Source organism: Photobacterium galatheae, assembly GCF_000695255.1.
GTDB lineage: Bacteria > Pseudomonadota > Gammaproteobacteria > Enterobacterales > Vibrionaceae > Photobacterium > Photobacterium galatheae.
The window spans coordinates 64,429-73,106 of record NZ_JMIB01000001.1; the positions used below are offsets into that span (position 1 = coordinate 64,429).

7 protein-coding genes and 2 tRNA genes are annotated in these 8,678 nt (G+C 47.1%); 6 read left to right on the forward strand and 3 right to left on the reverse strand.

What is annotated here, in order from left to right; all coding sequences use genetic code 11:
* Window positions 1-71 precede the first annotated feature (71 nt).
* Together EA58_RS00365 and EA58_RS00370 are read left to right on the forward strand one after the other, a co-directional pair.
* A complete protein-coding gene (locus EA58_RS00365; RefSeq protein WP_036747554.1) occupies window positions 72-605 on the forward strand; it encodes a GNAT family N-acetyltransferase in 534 nt (177 codons plus the stop codon).
* Window positions 606-687: 82 nt separating this feature from the next.
* Entirely contained in the window at window positions 688-1,575 is an 888-nt protein-coding gene (locus EA58_RS00370; RefSeq protein WP_036747555.1) for a DMT family transporter, read from the forward strand.
* 92 nt (window positions 1,576-1,667) lie between these two features.
* Here EA58_RS00370 and rtcR read toward each other — a convergent pair whose 3' ends face one another.
* Window positions 1,668-3,260 (reverse strand): RNA repair transcriptional activator RtcR, encoded by a 1,593-nt coding sequence (rtcR, locus tag EA58_RS00375; protein WP_036747556.1) that lies wholly within the window; start codon window positions 3,258-3,260, stop codon window positions 1,668-1,670.
* A 254-nt stretch (window positions 3,261-3,514) separates the two neighbouring features.
* On the opposite strand from rtcR, the gene EA58_RS00380 reads away from it, so the two are divergent.
* The 4 genes from EA58_RS00380 to EA58_RS00395 all read left to right on the forward strand — a co-directional run bounded on the left by EA58_RS00380 (window position 3,515) and on the right by EA58_RS00395 (window position 6,338).
* Window positions 3,515-3,586: transfer RNA gene (locus EA58_RS00380), tRNA-Val, on the forward strand.
* 2 nt (window positions 3,587-3,588) lie between these two features.
* Window positions 3,589-3,652, forward strand: a tRNA-Glu gene (locus tag EA58_RS00385).
* Between the two features lie 184 nt (window positions 3,653-3,836).
* Entirely contained in the window at window positions 3,837-5,000 is a 1,164-nt protein-coding gene (locus tag EA58_RS00390; protein WP_235199513.1) for a slipin family protein, read from the forward strand.
* A 96-nt stretch (window positions 5,001-5,096) separates the two neighbouring features.
* On the forward strand, window positions 5,097-6,338 hold the full coding sequence (locus EA58_RS00395) for an RtcB family protein (protein ID WP_081819504.1): 1,242 nt from the start codon (window positions 5,097-5,099) through the stop codon (window positions 6,336-6,338).
* 1,227 nt (window positions 6,339-7,565) lie between these two features.
* Here EA58_RS00395 and EA58_RS00410 read toward each other — a convergent pair.
* Both EA58_RS00410 and EA58_RS21645 read right to left on the reverse strand, forming a co-directional pair.
* On the reverse strand, window positions 7,566-8,399 hold the full coding sequence (locus EA58_RS00410) for an HNH endonuclease (protein WP_036747559.1): 834 nt from the start codon (window positions 8,397-8,399) through the stop codon (window positions 7,566-7,568).
* Window positions 8,396-8,678, reverse strand: a 283-nt coding sequence (locus tag EA58_RS21645) for a hypothetical protein (RefSeq protein ID WP_036747560.1), incomplete at its 5' end; no start/stop codon positions are given. The genes EA58_RS00410 and EA58_RS21645, both read right to left, overlap by 4 nt.

Here is an 8,678-nt window from a genome sequence, read left to right on the forward strand (position 1 = left end):
TATGTTAGATTAGAGACGATAGTTGACTGATTTTATTCAGAAGAAAGCGGATTGATGGAAAAGGAGAAAGCATGGAAATAGTCCGGGCAGCCATGTGGCATGAACAGATGTATGTTCCCTATGTGAAAGCGTGTGCCGAAAGTGGCATCGAACACTATCAGTCCGCTGCGGATGCGCCGGAAGCGTATCTCAGAAACTGGATCGATTATGCGGAAGGGCGAAATTTGCCTGAAGGCTGGGTACCTGTAATCACCTATTTCTGTATCAGGGATGGCGAAATTCTGGGATCGATTCGGGTTCGATCCGGCACGAATGATCGCGTCGAACATATTCTTGGCCATATCGGGTATGAGACTCAGCCGAACGCCAGGCGTCAGGGCGTTGCCAGTCATATGCTGCAGTGGGTACGCAGGCATGTGATCAAGAAACCTGTGCGCATTACATGCGATGCGGAAAACACATTTTCCCGCCAAGTGATCGAGCGGAACGGGGGACGTTTGCTGAAGCAATTTTTTAATGAAGAACACCAGACAGATTTTTTGTGTTTTGAGTTATTGCCATTATTGGCTGATATGTCCGACAGTAAGGGTCAGATGTCTGATTAGAGATATGTATTTCTAAGCTGACCTGAGACAATAAAGACATACGCTCAGCGTATTTTTCTATGATCTGAATTGAAGGCAGCGCATGATCTACTTATTCCCCTTATTGACCGTTTCAATATGGGCAGGGAATGCCATTGTTAACAAACTTTCTTACAGCGTGATTGATCCGGGAGCGATCGCATTTTACCGCTGGTTTTTTGCCATGCTGGCACTCACCCCTTTTGTGTTGAAATCTGTCATTCAAAACTGGGCCAGTATCAAACCGTATTTGTCCAAACTGGCATTTCTGGCGTTACTCGGGATGGTGCTGAACCAGTCGCTGGGTTACTTTGCCGCGCCGACAACCACGGCCACCAATATGGCACTGATTATGTCTTTGGTGCCGCTGATGAGCATGTTCCTGAGCGTGCCGATTCTGAAGCAAAGACTCTCGCCACTGGCGATGATCGGCGCAGTATTGTCTCTGGGCGGACTGGTGCTGATGCTCAGTCATGGTGATCCGTCTCGTCTGCTGGCACAGGGAATTAATCAGGGGGACGGCTTGCTGTTGCTGGCGGCATTTGTCTATGCCTTGTATTGCGTGTTGATTAAACGCTGGGACATGCCGCTGAGTAACTGGCAGTCGGTCTATGTGCAGGGCGTGTTTGCGGTACTGTTTCTGTTACCGATGCTGTTCACCAGCCAGCGGGTTGCTGTGACCGGCGAATCACTGCCACTGATTCTGTTTGCGGCGATTCCGGCTTCGGTGATTGCGCCATGGTGCTGGATGAAAGGCATTCAAATGCTGGGGGCAGACAAAACCGCCATGTTCATGAACCTGATGCCAGTCATGACCGCGATCATCGCCAGCATGATGCTGAATGAACAGCTGGAACCCATCCATCTGATTGGTGGCTCAATGGTGCTCTGTGGCGTGGCAGTGGCTCAGATCAAATTCAGAACGCGCCGCAGCAAGCTGGTGGCGGCTTAAATCAAAACGAATGTGTACATACTTGTTAAGGCAGTGGAAACGCTGCCTTTTTTGTACCCGTCGGAGGATGACTGGCAGAAGAAACGGCTTTTTTATGTCTGAATATCAGCCCATTTTAGTCCGAATTTCGCCAGATACTTTTGAAGTCGGCTGGAATCATTGTTGGACGATTTCTGCAATCGGCTGATATTGAAAAGTTCACGTCCTGCTGAAGCCAGTGACTGGTGTTGCTGACAAACCTGCAACACATAGTTCAGCTGATACTGGTCAAAGTCGTCTAATGTATCCATAACTTCAGGAGGGAGGAATTGGGTGATGACTTGACGAATAGCTGCCGTGCCTGGCTGCCAGGCAAATTGAAGTCGGGTGATTTCCTCGCACACGTCATCCACCGAAATGCGGGACGCATCGGCCAGTGTACATAAACGGGTCACTGCTGCTGTCAGATCCCGGAAATTCCCAGACCAGGGCGTCATCGGGGATTGCGCAAAGTGAAGAAATGTCTCTTTGGCTTCTTTACTGAACTGAACACGTTGCCCCGTTTTTCGGGTATAGAGTTCCAGCTCATACTCAAGGTTAGCCGGGATATCTTCACGGCGGTCTTTCAGTGCCGGTAACGGATAAGTCCAGAGGTTGATACGGGCCAGCAAATCTTCACGAAACTGACCGGAAGTAATTTGCTGGTGCAGATCCCGATTGGTCCCGGCAATGAGCTGAAAGTTACTGGAAACGGTTTGATCACTGCCCACAGGATGAAAGGTTTTATTTTCGATGGCGTGGAGCAGCATGGCCTGTTCTTCAAGTCCCAGTTCTCCGATTTCATCCAGAAAGAGCACACCGTTATTGGCTGTTTTCAGAAAACCATCCCGGGCAGCCAAAGCCCCTGTGAATGCCCCTTTGGTATGACCAAACAGCGCGGCCATGGCATTCTCGCCTTTTAAGGTTGCACAGTTGACGGAAACAAACGCGCCTTCCACCGCCCCTCGCATTTTTTTGAGCTGGTAGATTCTGGATGCCAGTTGTGATTTCCCCGCACCTGTCGGCCCGGTGAGTAAAATGGGCTCTGGCGATCGAATGGCGACTTTTTCGATCTGGCTGATCAGTTGGTTGAATGCTTCATTTTTGGTCGCGATTCCGGCTTTCAGGAACTGACTGCCTTCCTGATGCTCGATATCGAAGCGGTTGGCTAACTGATCGTATCTGGACAAATCCAAATCAATGATCTGCACTTGCCCGACAGATTTGACCGGGTTGCGGTTATCGGGTGCTGACTGGATGAGTTTGCCCGGAAAGTGGCGGCTTTCAGTGAGCAGGTAACTGCAGATCTGAACAACATGCGTCCCCGTGGTGATGTGAAAGACATAATCACACTGATCGGTGTCGAAGTCTTGCTGTTTGCACCAGTCGAATAACTTGGCGTACACCTCTTCGAAATCCCATGGGTCATGAAAATTGAGGGGATGTAACTGTACGTCGGTTTCCGGGGAAACCGTCCCGATATCATCACGGATCTGGTTTGCTAACCGAATACTCCGGTTGTCATGCATCAGGTGAAGCTGATCAATCTTCAAATCCTGTTGGCTGCAAAGGCTGACATTCGGACGCCATTTGTGCCATCGGTCGGCGCGTTTCCCGTAAAAATCCAGTTTAGTGCCTAGCAGACTGACTGCGACCTGCTTTTTCATCCTTTACCTATCCAAAAAGATAATACCATATCGGATTATATTGCTTTCTCTGAGTTCGTCCGTCCAGGAGGAATTGACACCTGATGCAATAAAAAAGATTTTTATTCATGAAAAACAATTGGTTGAGATTTTTATTTGTGTTTTTTCAAAATTTGGCACGCCACTTGAAATAACAAGTTTGTGATTTGATGGTTGTGATTCTGAGTCACGCCGGTGCGCCAAGCCATGCAAATGCGTATACCAATCACATTAACTTTTAAGTAGCTCAGCAGGTAGAGCAGCGAAGGACGATTCGTGTGTCGTGGGTTCGATTCCCATCTTAAAAACAGGATAGCTCAACGGTAGAGCAGCAATTTTTCACATTGCGTGTTGTGGGTTCGATTCCCGCTCCAATAAATACAGATAAAAAACAATTGCGAACAATCGTGACTGACCGCTGGTGGCAAGCCGACGAAAACCAAACGGAATTCAGCAAGCAGGATGCTCCCTGATTTCCCGGGTCTTTCGTCCACGGGTCATCAAGTCAGTCACCTTGTTCGTACTTCAATGCTTGAATGATAAGCAAGGATGATGACCATGATTTTCAGAAAAAAATTAATCATTGCAGACAACCAACGCGTATTGGTTCTAAAAGATCAACAATTTGAGACGGTCTTAACGGCAGGAAAGCACTTGTTTTGGGATTTCAGGAAAGCGCTTAGTTTCATTACTTTCGATATCAACACATGCTTTGTGACAGACGAAAACTTGATCCGTTTGTACCACAAACATGACACGCTCGCTGAGCACATCCTGCACTGGAAACTGGCTGGGTCTGAAGTGGGTATGCTGTACTTGAATGGCATGCTGCAAGGTATCGTTGCATCCGGTGAGCACCTGTATGTGTGGAAAGATGCCGGGGAGTTCCGTCTGGATATTATTGATATTTCGCAGGCGGTTGCAGTTGAAAACAGCCTGTTGCAATTGATGAAGCGAGCGGGGGCGAATACGTCCGGCAGCCTGATCCGCAGTAAAAATACCGTCGCGGTGAAGCCGGTCGCGGATATCCATATCGATAAGCAGCATATCGGATTGCTTTATCTCGACGGCAAATTGGAAAAAACGCTTTCACCGGGTCAGTACGGTTTCTGGCAATTGAACCGTCAGGTTGAAGTGAAAATTTATGACCAGCGGAGCCTGTTGTTAGATATCAGCGGTCAGGAAATCCTGAGCAAAGACCGGGTCAGCCTGCGCATCAACCTGAGTGCCAGCATTCGGGTGGTGGATGCGGTACTGGCTGCAAGCCGTGTCGACAAGGTGGAAGACTATATCTATAAAACGCTGCAACTGGCTTTACGTGAGGCCGTGGGAACGCAAACACTGGATGACCTCCTCAACGATAAGCTGTATGTCAATGAGACGGTCAGAACGTTAGTGGCAGATTTGCTACAAGCGGTTGGTGTGACGCTGGACAGTGTCGGTATGAAAGACATCATTTTACCCGGCGAGATGAAAGCCATCCTGAATCAGGTAGTGGAAGCGCAAAAGGCAGCGGAAGCGAATGTGATCAAGCGCCGTGAAGAAACGGCGGCTACCCGCAGTTTACATAACACCGCGAAAGTGATGGAAAACAACCCAACGCTGTTGCGCCTGAAAGAGCTTGAGGCACTTGAAAAAGTTGCAGAAAAAATCGACAGCCTGACGGTACATAACGGTCTGGAAGGCTTAATGAAAGGTGTGGTGAAAATACCGTGTATTTAGCGCAGGTTTCACCGGATGTCAGCATGAATTGAAACCGGGGCATTCTCTCTATTCCGCCTCTGTTTGTTGCTCGCAAAGAGCAAAAGGAACGAAACGATGAACCACGAAAAGAGACACGAAAAACAGTATGAGACCCTGACCAGTCAAGGGCATGTACCGATTCACGCCTGGACCCGGGGCGTGCCTTTTGACGCCAAAGCGCAGGCGCAGCTGAAGAATATCGCTGCGATGGATATCGTGCATCACCATATTGCGGTGATGCCGGATGTTCACCTCGGCAAAGGCGCCACCATTGGCAGTGTGATTCCGTCTGTGAACGCGGTGATCCCGGCGGCGGTGGGTGTCGATATCGGTTGCGGCATGGTGGCGGCCAAAACCAGCCTGAAGGCCAGTGATTTGCCCGACAACCTCAAAGGCGTGCGCAGTGCGTTTGAAGCTGCGGTTCCTCATGGCCGCACCACTGGACGCGGACGAAAAGATGTCGGCGCGTGGGACAAAATTCCCGAGTTGGTCGCCAGCGAGTGGCTGACCCTGCAACGCCGGTTTGAACGCATCTGTGATAAACATCCGGCGATCCGCAAAACCAACAACATTCATCACCTCGGCACCATGGGCACAGGGAATCACTTTCTGGAGCTGTGTTTAGATGAGTACGACAGCGTCTGGATCATGCTGCACTCCGGCAGTCGGGGCGTCGGCAATCGTATCGGGACTTACTTCATCGAACTGGCGAAGAAAGAAATGACCCGGCACCAGATCCATCTGCCGGATCAGGACTTAGCCTACTTAAAAGAAGGCAGCCAGTACTTTGACGATTATGTCGAAGCAGTCGAATGGGCGCAGGATTACGCCCGCAAGAACCGGGAAATTATGATGATGAACGCCATATCTGCGCTGAAACAGGCGCTCGGCGTGCATTTTTCGGCGGCTGAAATGGCGGTGAACTGCCACCATAACTACGTCTCGCGGGAACATCACTTCGGGAAAGATTGCTTTGTTACCCGAAAGGGTGCCGTGCGCGCTCAGAAAGGGGAGATGGGGATCATACCGGGCAGTATGGGCGCCAAATCCTTCATTGTCCGTGGACTGGGTAATGCCGACAGCTTCAACAGTTGCAGCCACGGCGCAGGCCGCGTGATGTCCCGGACACAAGCCAAGAAAGTGTACAACATTGCCGATCAGGTCGCAGCGACCCAAGGTGTGGAATGCCGCAAAGATGCAGGCGTGATCGACGAAATTCCTATGGCTTATAAAGACATTGATAGCGTCATGGCCGCCCAGAAAGATCTGGTTGAAGTGGTGCATACCCTCAGGCAGATCGTCTGCGTGAAAGGCTAGGAAAAACAAGGCTGTTGTACTGATTTGTTGTCTGAAATCACATTGTGACAGATTGAATGCAGTCACCCTGAAACTGTGTTCTAGGCTTGAGGACGGGAAGGTTTCAGGGTATGCAATGATGTGCGTTCCGGCGGTAGCGTGGAATGCACTCTTGGAAGGTGTTGCATGTCGCGCTTGCGTTCAGTGTCAATCTCAACATTTGTGCATGCGCGCCAGATACTCTTTGCTGGCACAAAGAGTATCCAGAAATGCCTTTTGGTTCTTTGGTGTTGTCCGGGTCAGTTGTAGGCGTTCCCGACGCCGACAACCTAAAAATTCATCCATGAATTTTCCCTAAGCAGATGACCTTTTCCGAACCTTGTCTTTTGGGGTTTTATTTTAATTAAAATCAACTGCTTACGTCATTTTCGCGCAGGCGGGAATCCAGTGCCTTTTGGCGTTCTTAAGGCGACTGTCCCAATATTTCTCTTATTGTGATGGGGGGGATGTCGCGCTTGGATTCAGTGTCAATCTCAACATTCGTGCATGCGCGCCAGATACACTTAAAGAGTACTCAGAAATGCCTTTTGGTTCTTTGGTGTGGTCCAGGGCGGTTGTAGGCGTTCCCGACGCCGACAACCTAAACATTCGTCCTGAATTTTTCCCTAAGCAGGTGACCTTTCCGAACCTTGTCTTTTGGGGTTTTATTTTAATTAAAATCAACTATTTATGTCATTCCCGCGCAGGCGGGAATCCAGTGCCTTTTGGCGTTTTTAAGGCGACTGTCCCAATATTTCTCTTATTGTGATGGGCTGGTATGTCGCGCTTGCGTTCAGCGTCAATCTCAACATTTGTACATGCGCGCCAGATACTCTTTGCTGGCCCAAAGAGTATCCAGAAATGCCTTTTGGTTCTTTGGTGTTGTCCGGGGCGGTTGTAGGCGTTCCCGACGCCGACAACCTAAAAATTCGTCCTGAATTTTTCCCTGGGATGGTGAAATGGTTTGGTTCGAAACTCGTTTTTGCCCCAATATGTGTTAACTCTGATAATATCCAGAATCACGATGCGTTGTTTTTCCAATACCTAAGCTAAAGGTTGACGAATTGCCTGAGCAACCCGCTTTGTCGTATGTAACTCAGAATTAGCGCAGAAAAAATCATACTTCTATACAAGAAAGGTACAAATTCAATAGAGATAGGTTGCTATTAACCCGATTAAAAATGAAGCGACTTCAGACTTAAGGATTAATTAAGGCTGATGTTGTACTAAATATCCTTTTATATCAGCGTTCGCTAGCATTGCTTCGAAAATGCGACCATCCCAATGGTTGCTACTTTTTCGGTTCGCTATTTTAATATCTTCCTCTAACCTATTGACCATGTCTACCTCTTTGTAGCTTGCATCTTCTAAGATATCCTCATATTTATCTTTAGCGTATTCTAGTGCATATTTTTTTATGTCTAACTCATATAGGTGCTTTCTTATTCTTCTTCTTGAACGCCCGCGTACACCCCTTGAAATGATAATTTTAAGGTCAATACTTGCACCAATAATATTAGTACAACTAGATGTATCGAAGATAAATTTAAAATTAACTTTTGTTAATAAGTTTGAATAGTAAGGATGTATGAACTTAGCAGTCTTATTGGTATTACAATAGTAATGGTTCCATTTTTTAGAGGAACAAGAATTACATTGATTTACAAGGTTGTTACGGAGTATCGAAAATTCAGGCCAATGACTTTTTGGGATAAAATGGTCAAGTATTCTAGGTTTACATGGTCGACCACAAAAAGGACATTGACAGAGTCTTCTCTTTCTTATTTTTGATAATTCGTTATCTATAGCAACAGGAGAAGAAGTATAGTAGTCTTCGATGATCTTTTTATTTTTTTTAAATCTAGATGCTGTAGGTTCTAGATGGTAACGACCAATAATTTTGTCATAGTCTCTGTAGGCATTTCTTATAAACGGAGAAAGACGTTTTATATTGCGTGTATTTTTTGTGTTAGAGGATATCGCAAGATTAAGTAAATCATTATATTGAGCGATATCTACTTTATTTTTGGTTACATCAATCATTGCTTTTTTTGTTTCTTAGCGTATAAATAGGATATTGCTTTAGAACCTAATTCATCAGACAGTTCATCAATTGCCTTATCAATATTATTAGAGTATTTTGACTCTATAATCTGGTCTATCATTTCTTGATAAGGTTTTTCAGTGACTTTGTCACCAAACACATCAGCAGTGATTCTCTCAAGAGAATTTCCTAGAGTTTCTATATCTGGTTGACGACTCTCGCAATTTTCTTCGAGTATGTGGATATAGTCTGATTGAATTGTCCACTTCCCCTTTAGC

What these genes read in the sequence shown, in the direction of transcription:
- EA58_RS00365 (WP_036747554.1), top strand. Translation starts at nt 72, where the DNA reads ATGGAAATAGTCCGGGCAGCCATGTGGCATGAACAGATGTATGTTCCC.
- EA58_RS00370 (WP_036747555.1), top strand. Translation starts at nt 688, where the DNA reads ATGATCTACTTATTCCCCTTATTGACCGTTTCAATATGGGCAGGGAAT.
- rtcR (WP_036747556.1), bottom strand. Translation starts at nt 3,260, where the DNA reads ATGAAAAAGCAGGTCGCAGTCAGTCTGCTAGGCACTAAACTGGATTTT.
- EA58_RS00390 (WP_235199513.1), top strand. Translation starts at nt 3,837, where the DNA reads ATGATTTTCAGAAAAAAATTAATCATTGCAGACAACCAACGCGTATTG.
- EA58_RS00395 (WP_081819504.1), top strand. Translation starts at nt 5,097, where the DNA reads ATGAACCACGAAAAGAGACACGAAAAACAGTATGAGACCCTGACCAGT.
- EA58_RS00410 (WP_036747559.1), bottom strand. Translation starts at nt 8,399, where the DNA reads ATGATTGATGTAACCAAAAATAAAGTAGATATCGCTCAATATAATGAT.